Source organism: Pseudomonas sp. PDM26, from assembly GCF_019219185.1.
In the GTDB taxonomy this organism is placed as follows: domain Bacteria; phylum Pseudomonadota; class Gammaproteobacteria; order Pseudomonadales; family Pseudomonadaceae; genus Aquipseudomonas.
The window spans coordinates 90,965-109,245 of record NZ_JAHUWC010000008.1 but is presented as its reverse complement, the minus strand read 5'-3'; the positions used below and the strand labels follow the sequence as shown (position 1 = coordinate 109,245).

Here is an 18,281-nt window from a genome sequence, read left to right as displayed (position 1 = left end):
AAAGGCTGCGATCTTTTGATTCAGGCGGGCCTAGAAATCCCGCTTGTAGAAGATGTCCAGCGAACTGGCCACGCCACCCGCGGCTTCGAGGTAGACCTTCTTGCTCAGCTTGTAGCGCAAGGCAATGGTGTTGGCCGGTTCGAACACACCGACGCCGTAGCGCAGGCTGAGCTTCTCGGAAATATTGCCGCTGGCCACCACACTGGTGGCAGTACCGCTGCCCTGGGTGTCGAGCTGGAAGTCCTGGATGCCCAGGTTCTTGGCCAGGCCACTGGTCACTCCGGAACTGCCCATCAAGCCCAGACCGAGGGCCGCCTGGGCGAGCATGTTGTTGTCCTCGCCATTGCTGCTCAGCGGACGCCCGAGTACCAGATAGGACAAGGCCTGCTCCTGGCTCATGGCCGGTTCGGAAAAGATCTGTGTGGTCGGCTGCTCGGCGCTGCCACTCAGGCGAATGCCGGCGATGATATCGTCGGTCTTGCGAATGGCCTCGATGTCCAGGTATGGCTGATCGATGGGCCCGGCAAACAGCAAGCGTGCCCGGCGCACCGAAAGCCGCTGGCCGTAGGCGCGGTATCGGCCATCGTTCAGCCACAGCTCGCCACGGGTGTCCATGTCGTCACCGATGTGCACATGCCCCTGCACATTCGCGGTCAAGCCAAACCCGGCGAAGCTCAACTTGTCCTCGCCGACCAGCACTTCGATGTCCATCTTCATCGCCAGCGGCGGCTTGCCCTCATCGGTTTGCTGACCGACGATCACCGTGTCATTGGAGACCTTGACCGTCGACGGCGGCAATTCGCGAATGGTGATTTCGCCCTTGGGCACCAGCACTTTGCCGGCGATGGCCAATTCGCCATCCTTCATCGAGATTTTCAGATCCGGTGCGACCTCAAGCTTGGCGTAAGGCTCGACGGTGACCGGTAACTGCGAGCCCTTGAGCGCCAGGTCCACCACCAGCGCTTGACCCCAGGCGATGTTGCCGTTCAGGCTGCCCTGCCCAACCTTGCCGCTGTTCCAGCCACCATTGATCGATACGTTTTCGCCGGCGATCAGCGCTTGAACGTGCAGGTTTTGCAGCTCCATCGGCAGTTCAGGTCCGGCAATCACGCCGTCGCTGAGTTGCAGGCTGCCATTGACCTGTGGCGCCAACAGCCCACCGGAAATCGTGCCACTGCCATTGAGGCGCCCGGCCAGCTTTTCGACCATTGGCACAAACGGCCGCGCCACCGACAGGTCCAGCCCGCTCAAGCGGAACGAGCCGCTCAACGGTTTGTTCTTCGGCAACGGATTGAGTTGCGCCTGCACCATCAGCTCACCGAGTTTGCCACCGACGAAATTGAGCTCGCTGTCGATGCGCTTGGGCGTGAGTTTGCTGGTGAGTTTCAGGGTCTGGTAGGGGAAGTCCAGCCACTGGTCCTTGTCCTTGATGCGCAACGTGCCCCCGCCGGCATCGACGCTGATCTGGCCGTTCGGGCCACTGGCCGGCAGGTCCAGTTGCAGGTCGGCGTTGAGGCGGCCCTGCCAGGCGAAATCCTTCGGCAACCATTGCGCAAGGCTGTCGATCGGAAACTGCTTGAGGCGATAACGCAGCTTCGGCTCGGGCATCAGGCGCGAGTCTTCTCCACACAGGCTAGCCTGGCCGGATGCCCAGCAATGGGCGCCAAAATTGATTTTGCCGTCCGCCAGGCGTTCGAGTTTCGCCGGCCCTTGCAGCTTCCAGTCCTGGCCACCGGCCTGGATATCACCGCTGGCCAGGCGTCCGCGCCAATTGCCCTTGTCCAGCGCACCGTCCAGACCCAGCGCCAGTTTCAGCTTCGGCCCTTGCAGATCGAGGCTCAGCTTCTGGTTTTTGATGTCGCCCTGACCGCTGGCGGTCAACGTTCCCAGCGAGGTGTCACCGGCCCGGATGCCACTGCCCTTGAGATCGATTTTCGCCCGTTGCGCACTGTCCAGCGTGGCGTCCAGGTTCAGGCTTTGCAGGCGACTGTCCTGGAAAGCCAGTTGCGAGCCTTGCAGGTCAAGCTTGCCTTGGGGCGCCTTGAGCGTGCCGGCGACATCCACGTGGCCATTGAGCTGGCCGCGCAGCTGTGGCCAGAGCTGGGCCAGGCGTGGCAGCTTGAGATCGATCTGGCCGGCGAGTTTCTGTTGCAGGCTGCCTTTGCCAGTGATGCTGTTATCGCCGAGACGAACTTGCAGGGCATTGAGGTTCCATTGCTCGCCACGGCCATCGGCTTTGGCCTGGATCACTGCCGGTTGACCGCGTAGTTTGCCCTTGAGGTCCAGGTCGGCATTGAGGCTGAGTACTTCGTTCTTCATCTCGCCCTGGCTGCGCAACGGCCCGGCCAGCGTACCCGGTAGCTCCGCGACCCAGTACGCAGGGTTGATTGCCGATAGGTCCAGCGCGGTGTCCCAGGCAATGCCGTCGGTGAATTGCAGGTTCAGGTGCCCTTCAGCCTTGCCCTGCCCGGCCTGGAGTTGAATCTGTTGCAGGTAGATTTTCGTCAGGTCGCCGGCGAAAGGGCTGGCCAGGGTGAAGGCGCCGGCCGGACCATCTGCCGCCGCGGCGAAATGACCAAGGTACTTGCCGTCGGTGTAGGAGATTTCGCCGGTGAACGTGCGAAGCGCTACTTGCGGTTCGTCGATGAGCGGATAAAGCCTGTGCCACGGAAAGTCCAGCCAGTCGATCTTCGCCTCAGCGCTCAAGCCCTCGCTCCAATCCAGCTGCCCTGTGAGCTTGAGGCTTTGCTTGTCGTTGGCGGTCAGGTCCAGCGCGGCGATCTGTGCGCCCCTGGCGTCGACCTTGCCTTGCAGCGCCAGGGCGACTGGCCCTTGCTCGGCGGGCAGCGTGGCTTTGCCGAGCAGCGCGTAGCCGTTCATCAAGTCGCCAGCCCCCGTGAGCTCAAGCTGATTGAGTTGCAGGGTGTCCGGCAGATCGGCACCGGGCTTGAAGCCATCGGCGGTGATCCGCACCTTGGCCGGCAGGTTTTCCACCAGCGGTTGCAGTTCGCCGCTCAGTTGCCCATTGAGGTAACCGCTGCTGTCGGCTTTCAGATTCAGAGTCTTGAGCAGGTCGCCGTCGACTTTCAGCGCCAGCGCCAATGGCTCAGGCGTCGACAACAGGGTCAGCTTGCCTTCGGCACTGAGGGGCCAGTTACCGGAGGGTTGCAGCAGGCCGAACAGGTTCAGGCTCAGGTCATCGCGCTGCAACGCCACCGAATCGATCCTCAAACCGGCCGCCGTCCAGTGCGCCGCCAGTTGCAAGCCCTTGAGCGCTTCGCTGCCGTTGAACAACAGGCTGCCGACCTTGATCTCCCCCAGTTCCAGGGCCAACGGTAACCTGAGCTCCGGGAGCGTGATCGGGCCGCTGTCTGGCTCTTCGGCACCGGGCGGGAACGTCAGGCTGACCTGATCGGCCTGCAATTGCTCGATGCACAAGGCCCTGCGGGACAGGCACAACGGCGACCAGGCAAAAATCACCTTGCTCAGCTCAACCCGATTGTTGGCCTGTTGCCACAACACCCGATCGGCACTCCACTGCCCGCCCAGCCGGCCCTGGAAGTTGTCCAGGGTCAAACCTGGTACGAAGCCCAACGCCCAGCGGCTGCCCGTCGCTGTGCCCAACACTGTGGCCAGCGTCAGGACAACCAGCATCAACAGCGCCGCTATCGCCAGCAACGTTACTTTCAAACCACGCTTCACAGCTCAGGCCCCATGGAAAAGTGCAGTCGAATGCCGCCATCGTCGTCCAGCGCGTGGGCCAGGTCGAGGCGAATCGGCCCCACCGGCGAAACCCAGCGCACGCCGATACCGACCCCGGTCTTGAGGTTCGGCAGTTCGAGTGTATTGAAGGCGTTGCCCTGATCGACAAAGGTCGCGATCCGCCATTTTTCGGCGACGGAATACTGATATTCCGCGCTGGCGGCGACCATGTAGCGACCACCGATGCGGTCGCCGTCGGAGTTTTCCGGGGACAGGCTCTGATAGTCGTAACCGCGCACGCTCTGATCGCCACCGGCGAAGAAGCGCAGCGATGGCGGTACCGATTTGAAGCCGTTGGTGGCACTGCCGCCGACCTGCACCCTTCCGAGGAAACGATGGTTGTCGAACACCGTGGTCAAGCCTTTGACCAGCGCCGTGCCGTAGAGCAGGTTGCTGTCGGAACCCAAACCTTCCTTGGCCACTCTGGATTCGAATTGCAGCCGATAGCCGTTATGCGGGTCGATGCGGTTGTCGCTTTTCAGGTATGAATAATTCACGCCGGGCATCAGCAGGTTACTGAGCCCGGAGTCATCGCCAAGTTGGTAATCCTCGCGCTGCCACTTCAGCGACACCACCCGTTGCCAGCCGCTGGGCAATTTGCTGTGCCACTCGGGGCCGAGGGTCAGCAGCTTACTGTGGGTGTCGGTGCCCGCGATGTCCTCATTCTGATAGCCGCCGGCAAAACGCAGTTTGTCGGTCAGTGGCGGGTCCAGTGGAATGTCGTAGAACAGCCCGACGTTTTGCCGCGGCGCCGAGACTTCGGTTTCCCAGCCATAACTGTGCCCTTGGGCGTTGACCCAGTGTCGGGTCCAGTTGGCCTTGGCACGTGGGCCGACGTCTGTGGAGAACCCCAGGCCAAGGCCCATGGTCCGCGGCTTGCGGGTTTCGAGCTTGACGTCCACCGGGATCGCATCGTCCCTGGACGCCTTGGGTGCCGCGTCCACGCGCACGCCTTCGAAGTAGCCGCTCGATTGCAGGTTCTGATTGAGTTCGGCGATCAATTCCGAGTCATACGGCTCGCCGGCCTTGAATGGCACCATGCGTTGCAGCAGCTCGTCGTCGAACGGCGTATCACCCTCGAAATTGACCTTGCCCAAGGTATAGCGCGGGCCACTTTCATAGATCAGTTCGATATCGGCGACGCCGGCACGCGGGTCGACCGACAATTTTGAGCGGGTGAAGCGGCCGCTGAAAAAGCCATAGCGCGAAGCCTGATTCTGGATCAGGCGCTTGGCGTCCTCGTAATGGCCATGATTGAGCACAGCGCCGGGCTTGAGCGCGTCGCTTTTGGGGACTCGAAAGGACTTGAGGGAGGCTGCCGGACCGTCGACACGCACCGTGACGTTACGCAAGTGCACCGGCTCGCCGGGGTCGACCGTCAGCACCAGGCGCGGCGTGTCGCCACCCTTCACCTCGCTGTCGATGTGCGGCTGGTAGTAGCCCAAGGCCTGGGCGGCCTTGTGCGCCTGTTCTTCGGCGCCGCGGCTGAAGCGCAGCAATGCCTGCTCGTCGCGATCGCCGAGGCTGCCGATATAGCCCTCTATATTGGCCTTCAACTCATCATTGGACGGCTTGATCCGTACATCCAATTCACTTTGAGCCAGCGCCGTGCAGCTGGTCATCAGCATCAGCACACCGCTGGTAATTCTTCCTGGAAACTTCATAGGCGCGGATGCTATCACGAGCTTGAGAGCGTGATAGAGCCTGACAGACCCGGAAAGTTCGCCGCTCAAGCCGTTGCAGTATGTAACACCTGGGGATTGGGGTGAAAAAACACGTGCTCGCGGATCGGTCCTACGGCGACCTCACCGATTTCCTCGTAGCCTTGACGCTTATAGAACTCCAGATAGCGAGGATTCCCGGTGTCGAGAATCACGCCCTGTGAGTTTTCATCCACCGCGCACCAGTTGTGCACGGCCTGCAACAACTGCTCACCGAAATGTTTGCCCTGGAATTGCGGATGCACCCCCAGCAACGGCAGGACGTGCACCGAGTCGTTCGGCACACAGGCCTCCACGGCAGCGTGGTATTCGAGGTAGCGACGGGTGCAGCGAAATCCCGTGCTGAGCACCATGCGCAGGCGCCAGGCCCAACTTTCGGTGACACCGAGACGACGTTGCGGCGGTGCGATCAGGGCGATGCCGATCAGGCGGTCGTTGACCAGCAGGCCGATGGCCGGCAGGTCCTGGAGAAAATGCTGGGTCACCAGTTCGCGCACGGTGGCGCGAACCCGGTGTTCGTAACCGGGGCGTTCGGCTTCGAACAAATAGCCGAAAGTCGGCTCGTGTCGATAAGCCTGGTACAGCAGCGAACGCGCTTCGTGGGCGTAGCCGCTGTCGAGCATGTGAATATCGGCGATGGCGGTCGAGGTTTCGGGCATGACGGTTGATCTCCCCGGCACAGCTCGGGTGGCTGCACGCTTGTTGTTACGAGCTGATCGACGCTGACACAGTTCCTTACAGATCCGCAATCAGTGTAGGCAATGAAATTGCCTTCGTCGGAACGCCGCCCGAAGGGGCCATCACTGCCCATACACAACTGACTGACAAAACCGAATACCCTCACCCCACACTGGCCCGATTCCCACATGTCAGCTAGCATCGCCCTTTTGCCAGGACTGCCGGCCATGAAGATCGTTTCCTTCAACATCAACGGGCTGCGCGCCCGCCCCCATCAGTTGGCGGCGCTGATCGAAAAGCACCAGCCCGATGTGATCGGCTTGCAGGAAACCAAGGTCCACGACGATCAATTCCCGCTGGCCGAGGTGCAGGCCCTGGGTTATCACGTGTATTTCCACGGGCAAAAAGGCCACTACGGCGTCGCCCTGCTCTCGCGCCAGGAGCCGCTGGCCCTGCATAAAGGTTTCGCCACCGACGAAGAAGACGCCCAACGCCGCTTCATCTGGGGCACCTTCGCCGACGCCAATGGTGTGCCGGTGACCATCATGAACGGTTATTTCCCACAGGGCGAAAACCGCGACCACCCGACCAAATTCCCGGCCAAGGAACGCTTCTACAGCGACTTGCAGCAACTGCTGGAAAGCCAGTTCGAGAACGACCAGCCACTGGTGGTGATGGGCGATGTGAACATTTCCCCGGAAGACTGCGACATCGGCATCGGCCCGGACAACATGAAGCGCTGGCTGAAAACCGGCAAATGCAGCTTCCTGCCGGAAGAGCGCGAGTGGATGGCCCGCTTGAAGAACTGGGGCCTGGTCGACAGTTTCCGTCACCTGAACCCGGACGTCACCGACACCTTCAGCTGGTTCGACTACCGCAGCCGTGGCTTCGAAGACGAACCCAAGCGTGGCCTGCGCATCGACCTGATCCTCGCCTCCCAGGGCTTGCTGCCACGGGTGAAGGCCGCAGGGGTGGACTACGAACTGCGCGGCATGGAAAAACCTTCGGACCATGCGCCGATCTGGCTTGAGTTGAGCTAAAAAGCACAAGATCGCAGCCTGCGGCAGCTCCTACCTATACCTGTAGGAGCTGCCGCAGGCTGCGATCTTTTAGCTGTCATTTTTTGGAAACCTTACTGACTTAATCTCCCGACACCTCCTTTGGCTATGTAAGGTGCCGGCATGATGCTGCGCGTGCTGTTCCTGTTGATGCTGTGCATGGGCTTGCCGCAGGCGGCTCCGGCCGGCGACTTGCCGACAACCGAACACGGCCCGGTGCTACGCATTCAGGGTTCCAACACCATCGGTGCGGCATTGGGACCGGCGCTGGTCGAGGGCCTGATGAGTGAACAAGGCCTGCGCAAGATCCACCGCGAAACCCCGGACACCGCCAACGAACTGCGCATCGTCGGCGAAACCGTTCAGGGCCGGCGGGTCGAGGTGGAGGTGGCGGCCCATGGTTCCAGCACCGGTTTCACTGCGCTCAAAGCAGCCAGCGCCGACCTGGCCGCCTCCTCGCGCCCGATCAAGGACAGCGAACTGGCCAGCCTCGAATCCCTCGGTGACCTGAAAAGCCCGAGCGCCGAACAGGTCATCGCCATCGATGGCCTGGCGATCATCCTCCATCCGGACAACCCGCTGAACCAACTCGACACCGTGCAACTGGCGCGCATATTCAGTGGCGAGGTGAAAACCTGGGAAGACATCGGTGGCCGCGGCGGGCTGATTCATCTGTATGCACGGGATGATCAGTCCGGGACCTACGACACCTTCAAGGAACTGCTCCTCAGCAGCCGCGGGAAAAACCTGAGCGGCGCGGCGAAGCGCTTCGAATCCAGCGAGCAACTGTCCGATGCGGTCAGCGCCGATCCGCAAGGCATCGGTTTTATCGGTTTGCCCTACGTGCGCCAGGCCAAAGCCGTGGCCATTGTCGACGGGCAATCGCAAGCCATGTTGCCGCTCAACAGCCTGATTGCCACGGAAGATTATCCGCTGTCCCGTCGGTTGTTCTTCTATCTGCCACCCAGTGGCAAAAATCCCTGGGCCAATGCCCTGGTGGCCTTTGCCCAAAGTACTAACGGTCAGGCCATTGTGGCCGCCAACGGCTTTATTGCACAAACCATCCAGGCCATGGCCGTCACCCCCAATGCATTGATGCCCGAGGGATACCAGTCCCTCAGTCGTCATGCCCAGCGGTTGTCGGTGAATTTTCGCTTCGAAGAAGGCAGTGCCAGCCTGGACAACAAGGCGCGGCAAGACCTGACGCGAGTGCTCGACTATATAAAGCAGCAAGACAAAATGTCCGGGCAAGTGACGCTGGTGGGGTTTGGCGATGCCAAGAGCGACCCGGCGCGCGCCGATCTGTTGTCGAAGCTGCGGGCCATGGCAGTACGGCGGGAATTGGTGAAGAGCGGCGTGGTGTTTCGCGAGATACGCGGATTCGGTGCCGAAATGCCAGTGGCGGCCAATAGCGCCGATGAGGGAAGGATCAAGAATCGGCGGGTTGAGGTTTGGGTATATTGAGGTTGAGGTTGAGGTTGAGGTTGAGGTTGAGGTTGAGGTTGAGGTTGAGGTTGAGAGGGTGAATTTACTGACGCCATCGCGAGCAGGCTCACTCCTACAGGGATCGCAGTGAACCTGTGGGAGTGAGCCTGCTCGCGATGAACGATAACGCGGTCTTACTGCCCGCTACGCATCATCTCCTTCGGCACATATTTGCCGATTTCGAACTTGCCGATCGCCGCTCGGTGCACTTCGTCCGGGCCGTCGGCCAGGCGCAAGGTACGCTGCATCGCGTACATGTAGGCCAGCGGGAAATCGTTGGAAACCCCTGCTCCACCATGGATCTGGATCGCCCGGTCAATCACCCGCAGCGCCACGTTCGGCGCGACGACCTTGATCTGCGCGATCTCGCTTTTCGCCACTTTGTTGCCGACGGTGTCCATCATGTACGCCGCTTTCAACGTCAGCAGGCGTGCCATGTCGATTTCCATCCGCGAGTCGGCGATCTTGTCGACGTTACCGCCCAGCCGCGCCAAGGGTTTGCCGAATGCGGTGCGGCTCACCGAGCGCTTGCACATCAGTTCCAGTGCGCGCTCGGCCATGCCGATCGAACGCATGCAGTGGTGAATCCGGCCCGGGCCAAGGCGACCTTGGGCAATTTCGAAGCCGCGGCCTTCCCCCAACAGGACGTTTTCGTACGGCACCCGGACGTTTTCGAACAGCACTTCGGCGTGACCGTGGGGAGCGTCGTCGTAACCGAACACCGGCAGCGGGCGCACGATCTTCACGCCGGGAGCATCCACCGGCACCAGAATCATCGAGTGCTGCGCGTGGCGTGGCGCGTCAGGATTGCTCAGCCCCATGAAAATCAGGATTTTGCAGCGCGGGTCGCAAGCACCCGAGGTCCACCATTTCTTGCCGTTGATCACCCACTCGTCGCCATCGCGCACCGCACGGGCAGCCATGTTGGTGGCGTCGGAGGACGCAACGTCCGGTTCGGTCATGGCGAAGGCCGAGCGGATCTCGCCGCGCAGCAGGGGTTCAAGCCAGCGTTGTTTCTGCTCTTCGTTGGCGTAACGCACCAGCACTTCCATGTTGCCGGTGTCCGGTGCCGAGCAGTTGAACGGCTCTGGCCCCAGCAACGAGCGGCCCATGATTTCCGCCAGCGGAGCGTATTCGAGGTTGGTCAGCCCGGCACCCAGTTCGGACTCAGGCAGAAACAAATTCCATAGGCCCTCGGCCTTGGCCTTGAGTTTGAGTTCTTCCATGATCGCGGTCGGCTGCCAGCGATCGCCTTCAGCAACCTGGCGCTCGAACACGGCTTCGGCGGGATAAACGTAGGTGTCCATGAACGCTGTTACGCGCTCACGCAGTTCCTGAACCTTGGGCGAATAAGCGAAATCCATGAGCGAGATACCTTCTTGGGGGAGGTTGTTTAGGTCATGCAATCGATGCTAGAACAGCGCTGATAATTTACCTAGCCTATTCTCGGCGTGTATAAACATTCATCACCGATATATGATCGGCTGATCGTCAAGGTCAGTCTGCCCACACAATAAGAGAGCCGCGTAATGAATCTGAGCAAGGTCGATCTCAACCTTTTCATCGTCTTCGACGCGATCTACACCGAAGCCAACCTGACCCGCGCCGGGCAAATCGTCGGCATCACCCAGCCGGCGGTGTCGAACGCGCTGGCGCGTCTGCGCGAGACCTTCAACGACCCGTTGTTCGTGCGCACTGCCCAGGGTATGGTGCCCACGCCCATGGCGCAGAACATCATCGGCCCGGTGCGCAACGCCCTCTCGCTGCTGCGCGTATCGGTGCAGGAAAGCCGCATTTTCAACCCGCAGCAAGCGGTCAAGACCTACCGCATCAGCATGACCGACCTCACCGAAGCGGTGATCCTGCCGCCGCTGTTCCAGCGCCTGCGCCGCCTGGCGCCGACGGTGATCATCGAAAGCTTCCTGTCCAAACGCCGCGAAACCACCAAGGAACTCGCGGCCGGTCGCCTCGACTTCGCGGTCGATGCGCCGCTCAACACCGACCCGCAGGTACGTCACGTCAAGTTGATGGAGGACCGCTACGTGTGCGCCATGCGCAAGGGGCACCCGCTGGCGGGCAAAGAGAAATTCACCCTGGATGATTACCTGGGCCTGACCCACATCCATATTTCCAGCCGCCGCAGCGGCCTCGGCTATGTCGACCTGGCGCTGGGCAAGATGGGCATCCAGCGCAAGATCGCCCTGCGCTCCCAGCATTACCTGATGGCCTCGCAAGTGTTGCAACAGACGGACATGGTCATGACCGTGCCGGAACGTTTCGCCCGGCGTAACGACCTGCACGCCTTTTATCTGCCGGTCAACGATGTGCCGCCAGTGGAAACCCATCTTTACTGGCACGAAAGCACTGACCAGGACCCGGCGAACCGCTGGATGCGCGAGCAGATGATCGAGTTGTGCCAGCAGGTGACGGCGCAGGAGAAGAAGCTCGACACTAAAACGGCGTAAAGCCGTTCAAAAGATCGCAGCCTGCGGCAGCTCCTACATGGATATGCATTTTCCTGCAGGAGCTGTCGCAGGCAGCGATCCTTTTTTCCGCCCCTTGACGTAAACGTCAACCTGCCATTAGCTTAGCGCCATGACCTTTTTGCGAGCGCGTCCATGAGCAGCCAGACTTACAGCATTTCCGATCTCGCCCGCGAGCTCGACATCACCACCCGGGCCATTCGCTTTTATGAAGAGCAAGGCCTGCTCAGCCCTGAGCGTCGTGGCCAGGAACGCATTTACTCACCCCGCGACAAGGTCAGCCTGAAGCTGATCCTGCGGGGCAAGCGCATCGGTTTCTCGCTGGCTGAATGCCGCGAACTGATCGAGCTCTACGACCCGTCCAGCGGTAACACCAAGCAGTTGCACAGCATGCTGGCGAAAATCAGCGAGCGCCGTGAGCAGCTTGAACAGCAGTTGCTGGACATCGAACAGATGAAGCTTGAGCTGGATACCGCTGAAGAGCGCTGCGTGCAGGCGCTGGAGCAGACGCTCAAAAGCCAGGAATCAGTTCAGTAAATCCACATTATCCACTGTGGGAGCGGGTTGTGGCGAGGGGGCTTGCCCCCGTTTGAGTGCGCAGCACTCACAAGATCTTCGATACATCGGAAATTTTGGGGCTGCTTCGCAGCCCAACGGGGGCAAGCCCCCTCGCCACAGATCGCTCCCACAGGGTTCTCAGCGCATTCAGACAATAACAACAGGTCGAACCCCATGTCCCTCCCCACCCACGTACGCATTGTCGAAGTCGGCCCACGCGACGGTCTGCAAAACGAAGCCCAACCCATCAGTGTTACCGACAAGGTACAACTGGTCGATGCACTGACCGCAGCCGGGCTCGGCTATATAGAAGTCGGCAGTTTCGTGTCGCCCAAGTGGGTGCCGCAGATGGCCGGCTCCGCCGAAGTCTTCGCGCAGATCCAGCGCAAACCGGGCGTGGTCTACGGCGCGCTCGCTCCCAACCTGCGCGGTTTTGAAGATGCCCTCGCCGCCGGGGTCAAGGAAGTGGCCGTGTTCGCGGCGGCTTCAGAGGCGTTTTCCCAACGCAACATCAATTGCTCGATCAGCGAAAGCCTGGAGCGTTTCGCGCCGATCATGGACGCCGCCAGACAACACGGAATTACCGTGCGCGGGTATGTGTCCTGTGTGCTGGGCTGCCCCTATGAAGGTAACGTCGCCCCGGAACAAGTCGCCGTAGTCGCACGTGAACTGTATGCCATGGGCTGCTATGAGGTGTCGCTGGGGGACACCATCGGCACCGGCACCGCTGGCGCAACCCGCAAGATGTTTGAAACGGTAGCAAAGGATGTGCCCCGGGAAAAACTCGCCGGGCACTTCCACGACACCTACGGTCAGGCCGTGGCCAACATCTATGCCAGCCTGCTGGAAGGCATCTCGGTGTTCGACAGCTCCATCGCCGGTCTGGGCGGCTGCCCCTATGCCAAGGGCGCCAGCGGTAACGTCGCGACCGAAGACGTGGTTTACCTGCTCAATGGCCTGGGCATCGACACCGGAATCGACCTCGACGCCTTGATGGTTGCCGGTCAACAGATTTGTACCGTACTGGGTCGCCCTACCGGTTCCCGCGTGGCCAAGGCCCGCAGCGCACAGTGAGTGCGCTGAGTGTGTCCGGGTGTTACCGCGCGGACTCAAACGTGGGCGCAAGCGAGTAACACGGAAACAAAATATGAGGTTTTGTCTGAAGCGCAAAACCTCACAAATCTCCAAATCGTTGATTTTAAAGACTTTTAAAAAGTTGGCATGGCTCCTGCTATATCTATCGCACAACAAGAATAAAAAAATTGCGGCAAACCTAATAAAAACAAGACGTAACGACTCTGACATAACAAAAACAACACGGCAGAGACGCAGCTAACAGATTTTTTTGGAGAAGATGTGCTTTTCAGGGTGCTTTTCGGAGTTACCCGCAACCGGGCAGAGAATAATAAAACTACCTTCAGGTAGCTCCCGATTCGGTTGGATCGCTCAGCGAGAAAGTAGATCAGCGCTCAAAAAAATACGTTTGCTCTTGATCCCGGATGGGGATCGCCAAAAACAGCGGTAAAGGGCAACGGTTGCCAAAAACAACAACAGACCGACCCTCAATAATAAAAAAAGAGCACGCGCAACGAAATTAAAGGGGAGCTTCGGCTCCCCTTTGTGCTGTCTGGCGTTTGAGATTTCCAAGAGAATCACAACCTTGTAGGAGCTGGCGCAGCCTGCGATCTTTTGATCTTGACCTTCGCCAACCCTAAAAGATCGCAGCCTTCGGCAGCTCCTACCGTATCGCTTTGAGCTCCGCGATACTGATCTCGCGCATCCGGAATTTCTGGATCTTGCCGGTCACGGTCATCGGAAACTCCTCGACGAACTTGAAGTAACGCGGCGTCTTGAAGTGCGCGATGCGCTCCTTGCACCAGGCTTGCAGTTCTTGCTCGGTGGCGCTGTGGCCGGGGTGGAACTTGATCCAGGCGACGATCTCTTCGCCGTAGCGCGAGCAAGGAATGCCTATCACCTGAACGTCCGCAATGGCCGGGTGAGTGAAGAAAAACTCCTCCAGCTCCCGCGGGTAAATATTCTCACCGCCGCGGATGATCATGTCCTTGTTGCGCCCGGCAATGCACACGTAACCCTCATCGTTCATGCTCGCCAGGTCACCGGTGTGCATCCAGCCTGCCTGATCGATGGCTTCTGCGGTGCCTTCAGGGTTGTTCCAATAACCCAGCATCACGCTGTAACCACGGGTGCACAACTCACCGATTGTGCCCCGTGGCACCAGGTTGCCCGCTTCGTCGATGATCTTGCTTTCGAGTTGTGGCTGGGTGCGGCCGACGGTGGTCACGCGCAGCTCCAGGTCGTCTGCAGGACCGGTCTGCAACGACACCGGACTGGTTTCCGTCATGCCGTAGGCAATCTGCACTTCGCTCATGTGCATTTCGTTGATGACCCGACGCATCACCTCGATAGGACAGGTTGCGCCCGCCATGATCCCGGTGCGCAGGCTCGACAGGTCGAATTCGGTACGTTGGGGCTGATCGAGCATGGCGATGAACATGGTCGGCACGCCGTACAACGCCGTGGCTTTTTCGTCGGCCACTGTGCTGAGGGTCAGCAACGGATCGAACGCGTCGTTCGGGTAAATCATCGTGCTGCCATGGGTGATGCAGCCGAGGTTGCCCATGACCATGCCGAAGCAGTGATACAGCGGCACCGGGATCACCAGCCGATCGGCCGCCGTCAGGCCCAGGCTTTCGCCGACCATGTAGCCGTTGTTGAGAATGTTGTAGTGACTGAGGGTCGCGCCCTTGGGGAAACCGGTCGTACCAGAGGTGTACTGGATATTCACCGGCTGATCGAAATGCAGGCTGTCCTGGCGCTCATGCAGTTGCTCGACCGTCACGCTGCCCGCCAGATCGGCCAGTTGCGACCATGGCAGGAACCCCGACGGAGGCTGCGCATCCAGACTGATGACGCCACGTAACTCCGGCAGCCGCTCGCTGAGCAATTTGCCGATGGACTGCTCCGCCAGTTCCGGCACGAGGCTCTGCAACATGGCGTGATAGTTGGAAGACTTGAAGGCCCCGGCACACACCAGCCATTGGCAACCGGATTGCTTCAACACGTATTCGAGTTCGGAACTGCGATAGGCGGGGTTAATGTTGACCAGGATCACGCCGATTTTCGCCGTGGCGATCTGGCTGATGCACCATTGCGCACAATTGGGCGCCCAGATACCGAGACGGTCACCCGTCTGCAGACCCAACGCCAGCAGTGCTCTGGCGTGCAGGTCCGCAGCCTCGGCCAATTGCCGCCAGCTGAAACGCAGCTGTTGATGGCGCACCACCAGCGCCTCCCCGTCCGGGTATTGCGCGACGGTGTTATCGAACGCCTGGCCGATGGTCATCGCCAGCAAGGCTTTGTCCTGGGAACCGTGGGTATAACTGCGTTGCGGGCTTGCACTGGGTTGATCCATGACGACCCCTATTGTCTTTATTTATGGGCTGCGAATGGTCCCCTGTAGGAGCTGGCTTGCCAGCGAAGAGGCCAGCACGTTCAACATCGATTTCGACGGATCCGACGCCTTCGCGGGCAAGTCGGATCGCCGCACCGCCGCTCCTACAGGATTCATTGGCCCTACTCTCGCTCAAGTTGACGTTAACGTAAAGGGTGATTGACAGCCATTCGTCACAGGCTTACGTTAACGTAAAGGTGAGAACCCATTGACAGTCTCACCAACCGACAAAAAAGCCAAAAGGTGACCCATGAGCTATCCATCCCTGAACTTTGCCCTCGGTGAAACCATCGACATGCTGCGCGATCAGGTCCAGTCCTTCGTCGCCAAGGAGATCGCCCCGCGCGCCGCTCAGATCGACATCGACAACCTGTTCCCCGCTGACCTGTGGCGCAAATTCGGCGACATGGGTCTGTTGGGCATTACCGTGCCGGAAGAGTACGGCGGTGCCGGCCTGGGTTACCTGGCCCACGTTGTCGCAATGGAAGAAATCAGCCGTGGCTCGGCCTCGGTGGCGTTGTCCTACGGCGCCCACTCCAACCTCTGCGTCAACCAGATCAACCGCAATGGCAATCACGAACAGAAAACCAAATACCTGCCCAAGCTGATCAGCGGCGAGCACATCGGCGCATTGGCCATGAGCGAACCGAACGCCGGCTCCGACGTGGTCTCGATGAAGCTGCGCGCCGACAAGCGTGGCGATCACTACGTGCTCAACGGCAGCAAGACCTGGATCACCAATGGTCCGGACGCCAACACCTACGTGATCTACGCCAAGACCGACCTGGAAAAGGGCCCCCACGGCATCACCGCCTTCATCGTCGAACGCGACTGGAAAGGCTTCAGCCGCAGCAACAAGTTCGACAAGCTCGGCATGCGCGGTTCGAACACCTGCGAACTGTTTTTCGATGACGTCGAAGTGCCGGAAGAAAACATCCTCGGCGTGCTCAACGGCGGCGTGAAAGTGCTGATGAGTGGCCTCGACTATGAGCGCGTCGTGCTCTCCGGCGGCCCGACCGGGATCATGCAGGCGTGCATGGACCTGATCGTGCCGTACATCCACGACCGCAAGCAGTTCGGCCAAAGCATCGGCGAATTCCAGCTGATCCAGGGCAAGGTCGCTGACATGTACACCCAACTCAACGCCAGTCGCGCCTACCTGTACGCCGTGGCCCAGGCCTGCGAGCGCGGCGAAACCACGCGCAAGGACGCCGCCGGCGTGATCCTCTACAGCGCCGAACGCGCCACGCAAATGGCTCTCGACGCGATCCAGATTCTCGGTGGTAACGGCTACATCAATGAATTCCCGGCCGGCCGTCTGTTGCGTGACGCCAAGCTGTACGAAATCGGCGCGGGCACCAGTGAGATCCGTCGCATGCTGATCGGTCGCGAACTGTTCAACGAAACCCGCTAAACGGAGCTGCACATGGCTACCCTGCATACCCAGCTCAACCCCCGTTCAGCGGAGTTCGCCACCAACAGCGCGGCGATGCTCAAGCAGGTCGACGCGTTGCACACCCTGCTCGCCCAAGTGGCGCAAGGTGGCGGCCCGAAGGCGCAAGAACGCCACACCTCGCGAGGCAAATTGCTGCCTCGCGAACGCATCAACCGCTTGCTGGATCCGGGCTCACCGTTTCTGGAAATCAGCCAACTGGCGGCGTACGAGGTGTATGGCGAGGACGTCCCCGCCGCTGGCGTGATTGCCGGGATCGGCCGCGTTGAAGGCGTCGAGTGCATGATCGTCGCCAACGACGCCACGGTAAAAGGTGGCTCGTATTACCCGCTGACCGTGAAAAAGCACCTGCGCGCCCAGACCATCGCCCAGCAGAACCGCCTGCCGTGCATCTACCTGGTGGATTCCGGAGGTGCCAACCTGCCACGCCAGGATGAAGTGTTTCCGGACCGCGAGCACTTCGGGCGGATCTTCTTCAACCAGGCCAACATGAGCGCCATGGGCATTGCGCAGATTGCCGTGGTCATGGGTTCCTGCACCGCTGGTGGCGCCTATGTACCGGCGATGGCCGACGAAGCGATCATGGTCCGCGAACAGGCGACGATCTTTCTCGCCGGCCCGCCGCTGGTGAAAGCCGCGACCGGTGAAGTGGTCAGCGCCGAAGACCTTGGCGGGGCCGATGTGCACTGCAAGATTTCCGGGGTGGCCGACCATTACGCCGAGAGCGATGAACACGCCCTGGCACTGGCACGCCGCAGCATCGCCAACCTCAACTGGCGCAAGCAAGGTGAGGTTCAGCAACGCACACCAATCGCCCCGCTCTACAGCAGCGACGAGTTGTACGGCGTGGTTCCGGCCGACGCCAAGCAACCGTTCGACGTACGCGAAGTGATTGCGCGACTGGTGGATGGTTCTGTGTTCGACGAGTTCAAGGCGCTGTTCGGGACAACGCTGGTCTGCGGTTTTGCTTACCTGCACGGTTACCCGATCGCGATCCTCGCCAACAACGGCATCCTGTTCGCTGAAGCGGCGCAGAAAGGTGCGCACTTCATCGAACTGGCGTGCCAACGCGGCATCCCGCTGCTGTTCCTGCAGAACATCACCGGCTTCATGGTCGGCCAGAAATACGAAGCCGGCGGTATTGCCAAGCACGGCGCGAAACTGGTGACGGCGGTGGCTTGCGCCAAGGTGCCGAAGTTCACGGTGATCATCGGCGGCAGCTTCGGTGCCGGTAACTACGGCATGTGCGGTCGCGCCTACGATCCGCGCTTTTTGTGGATGTGGCCGAATGCGCGTATTGGCGTGATGGGCGCCGAGCAGGCGGCCGGCGTACTGGTGCAGGTCAAGCGTGAGCAGGCCGAACGCAGTGGCCAGGGTTTCAGCGCCGAGCAGGAAGCCGAGATCAAGCAACCGATACTCGACCAGTACGAAGAACAGGGTCACCCCTACTATTCCAGCGCGCGCCTGTGGGACGACGGTGTCATCGACCCGGCCCAGACCCGCGACGTACTGGCCCTGGCCTTGTCCGCGTCGTTGAACGCGCCAATCGAACCGAGCCGCTTCGGCGTGTTCCGGATGTGATTTTCTGTGGGCGCGGGCTTTTGTGGCGAG

Annotated in this window: 12 protein-coding genes; 7 read left to right on the top strand and 5 right to left on the bottom strand. The window is 60.5% G+C overall.

Annotation, left to right across the window (positions count from 1 at the left end; translation table 11 throughout):
• Positions 1 to 30 precede the first annotated feature (30 nt).
• From KW849_RS16840 to KW849_RS16830, 3 genes are all read right to left on the bottom strand, one after another.
• The gene (locus KW849_RS16840; protein WP_218430456.1) at positions 31 to 3,702 is read right to left on the bottom strand and encodes a translocation/assembly module TamB domain-containing protein; all 3,672 of its coding nucleotides are present in this window, start codon (positions 3,700 to 3,702) and stop codon (positions 31 to 33) included.
• Complete coding sequence (locus KW849_RS16835; RefSeq protein ID WP_218430455.1) at positions 3,699 to 5,426, bottom strand: autotransporter assembly complex family protein; 1,728 nt, start codon at positions 5,424 to 5,426, stop codon at positions 3,699 to 3,701. Before KW849_RS16835 ends, KW849_RS16840 begins: the two co-directional genes overlap by 4 nt.
• Positions 5,427 to 5,491: 65 nt before the next feature.
• The gene (locus KW849_RS16830) at positions 5,492 to 6,142 is read right to left on the bottom strand and encodes an N-acetyltransferase (RefSeq protein WP_218430454.1); all 651 of its coding nucleotides are present in this window, start codon (positions 6,140 to 6,142) and stop codon (positions 5,492 to 5,494) included.
• A gap of 246 nt (positions 6,143 to 6,388) precedes the next feature.
• Between KW849_RS16830 and xthA the strand changes: the two genes are divergently transcribed.
• Positions 6,389 to 7,201 (top strand): exodeoxyribonuclease III, encoded by an 813-nt coding sequence (gene xthA / locus KW849_RS16825; protein WP_218430453.1) that lies wholly within the window; start codon positions 6,389 to 6,391, stop codon positions 7,199 to 7,201.
• 141 nt (positions 7,202 to 7,342) lie between these two features.
• Positions 7,343 to 8,683 carry a phosphate ABC transporter substrate-binding/OmpA family protein gene (locus KW849_RS16820; RefSeq protein WP_218430452.1) on the top strand — a complete coding sequence of 447 codons (1,341 nt, stop codon included), beginning with the start codon at positions 7,343 to 7,345 and terminating at the stop codon, positions 8,681 to 8,683.
• A 155-nt stretch (positions 8,684 to 8,838) separates the two neighbouring features.
• Here the strand turns inward: KW849_RS16820 and KW849_RS16815 are convergent, their stop codons facing one another.
• Positions 8,839 to 10,068, bottom strand: a complete 1,230-nt coding sequence (locus tag KW849_RS16815; protein ID WP_218430451.1) for an acyl-CoA dehydrogenase — start codon at positions 10,066 to 10,068, stop codon at positions 8,839 to 8,841.
• Between the two features lie 165 nt (positions 10,069 to 10,233).
• Here KW849_RS16815 and KW849_RS16810 point away from each other — a divergent pair, with 165 nt between their 5' ends.
• The 3 genes from KW849_RS16810 (at position 10,234) to KW849_RS16800 (ending at position 12,819) form a co-directional block, all read left to right on the top strand.
• The gene (locus tag KW849_RS16810) at positions 10,234 to 11,169 is read left to right on the top strand and encodes a LysR family transcriptional regulator (RefSeq protein WP_108219081.1); all 936 of its coding nucleotides are present in this window, start codon (positions 10,234 to 10,236) and stop codon (positions 11,167 to 11,169) included.
• A gap of 153 nt (positions 11,170 to 11,322) precedes the next feature.
• Complete coding sequence (locus KW849_RS16805; protein WP_007992801.1) at positions 11,323 to 11,724, top strand: MerR family DNA-binding transcriptional regulator; 402 nt, start codon at positions 11,323 to 11,325, stop codon at positions 11,722 to 11,724.
• Between the two features lie 195 nt (positions 11,725 to 11,919).
• Positions 11,920 to 12,819 carry a hydroxymethylglutaryl-CoA lyase gene (locus tag KW849_RS16800; RefSeq protein ID WP_218430450.1) on the top strand — a complete coding sequence of 300 codons (900 nt, stop codon included), beginning with the start codon at positions 11,920 to 11,922 and terminating at the stop codon, positions 12,817 to 12,819.
• Positions 12,820 to 13,483: 664 nt separating this feature from the next.
• Here the strand turns inward: KW849_RS16800 and KW849_RS16795 are convergent.
• Positions 13,484 to 15,178, bottom strand: a complete 1,695-nt coding sequence (locus tag KW849_RS16795) for an AMP-binding protein (protein WP_218430449.1) — start codon at positions 15,176 to 15,178, stop codon at positions 13,484 to 13,486.
• Between the two features lie 289 nt (positions 15,179 to 15,467).
• On the opposite strand from KW849_RS16795, the gene KW849_RS16790 reads away from it, so the two are divergent.
• Together KW849_RS16790 and KW849_RS16785 are read left to right on the top strand one after the other, a co-directional pair.
• Positions 15,468 to 16,631 carry an isovaleryl-CoA dehydrogenase gene (locus KW849_RS16790; RefSeq protein ID WP_108219085.1) on the top strand — a complete coding sequence of 388 codons (1,164 nt, stop codon included), beginning with the start codon at positions 15,468 to 15,470 and terminating at the stop codon, positions 16,629 to 16,631.
• 12 nt (positions 16,632 to 16,643) lie between these two features.
• A complete protein-coding gene (locus KW849_RS16785; protein WP_218430448.1) occupies positions 16,644 to 18,251 on the top strand; it encodes a carboxyl transferase domain-containing protein in 1,608 nt (535 codons plus the stop codon).
• The last annotated feature ends 30 nt before the right edge of the window (positions 18,252 to 18,281 follow it).

Excerpts from the sequence above, each read along its gene's own strand:
- KW849_RS16820 (WP_218430452.1), top strand. The coding sequence starts at position 7,343 with ATGATGCTGCGCGTGCTGTTCCTGTTGATGCTGTGCATGGGCTTGCCG.
- KW849_RS16790 (WP_108219085.1), top strand. The coding sequence starts at position 15,468 with ATGAGCTATCCATCCCTGAACTTTGCCCTCGGTGAAACCATCGACATG.
- xthA (WP_218430453.1), top strand. The coding sequence starts at position 6,389 with ATGAAGATCGTTTCCTTCAACATCAACGGGCTGCGCGCCCGCCCCCAT.
- KW849_RS16805 (WP_007992801.1), top strand. The coding sequence starts at position 11,323 with ATGAGCAGCCAGACTTACAGCATTTCCGATCTCGCCCGCGAGCTCGAC.
- KW849_RS16795 (WP_218430449.1), bottom strand. The coding sequence starts at position 15,178 with ATGGATCAACCCAGTGCAAGCCCGCAACGCAGTTATACCCACGGTTCC.
- KW849_RS16835 (WP_218430455.1), bottom strand. The coding sequence starts at position 5,426 with ATGAAGTTTCCAGGAAGAATTACCAGCGGTGTGCTGATGCTGATGACC.
- KW849_RS16830 (WP_218430454.1), bottom strand. The coding sequence starts at position 6,142 with ATGCCCGAAACCTCGACCGCCATCGCCGATATTCACATGCTCGACAGC.
- KW849_RS16810 (WP_108219081.1), top strand. The coding sequence starts at position 10,234 with ATGAATCTGAGCAAGGTCGATCTCAACCTTTTCATCGTCTTCGACGCG.
- KW849_RS16800 (WP_218430450.1), top strand. The coding sequence starts at position 11,920 with ATGTCCCTCCCCACCCACGTACGCATTGTCGAAGTCGGCCCACGCGAC.
- KW849_RS16815 (WP_218430451.1), bottom strand. The coding sequence starts at position 10,068 with ATGGATTTCGCTTATTCGCCCAAGGTTCAGGAACTGCGTGAGCGCGTA.
- KW849_RS16785 (WP_218430448.1), top strand. The coding sequence starts at position 16,644 with ATGGCTACCCTGCATACCCAGCTCAACCCCCGTTCAGCGGAGTTCGCC.